Here is a 451-nt window from a genome sequence, read left to right as displayed (position 1 = left end):
GGCCCAGACGACGATCAACGACTCGACCGACAATACCACCGCGACCCTGACTGCTTCGCCAAGCGTCACCGAAGGTGGCGTGATCACTTACACCGTGACCCTGAGCAACCCGGCCCAGACTCCGGTGACCGTGACTCTGTCCAACGGCCAGACCATTACCGTTGAAGCCGGCAAGACCCAGGGCAGTGTCGACTTCCAGACCCCGGCAAATGACGTCTACAACAACGGCTCGACCGTTAGCGTGACCATCGAAGGCGCCACGGGCGGCAACTTCGAACAGCTGACCCCGAACCCGACGCCCGCGCAGACGGCGATCAATGATTCGACCGACAACACCACGGCGACCCTGACGGCGAGCCCGTCGGTGACCGAAGGTGGCGTGATCACTTACACCGTGACCCTGAGCAACCCGGCTCAGACGGCGGTGACCGTGACCCTGTCCAATGGCCAG

General features: G+C 63.2%; 1 protein-coding gene. It reads left to right on the top strand.

Going from position 1 to position 451, the window contains the following annotated elements; all coding sequences use genetic code 11:
• On the top strand, window positions 1–451 hold a 451-nt coding region (locus ABE456_RS28535; protein ID WP_346646912.1), incomplete at both ends, for an immunoglobulin-like domain-containing protein.

The organism is Pseudomonas sp. TWI929 (assembly GCF_039673335.1).
GTDB lineage: Bacteria > Pseudomonadota > Gammaproteobacteria > Pseudomonadales > Pseudomonadaceae > Aquipseudomonas.
Note: the sequence above shows the minus strand (reverse complement) of the source record. Positions and strands in the feature narration are given on the sequence as shown.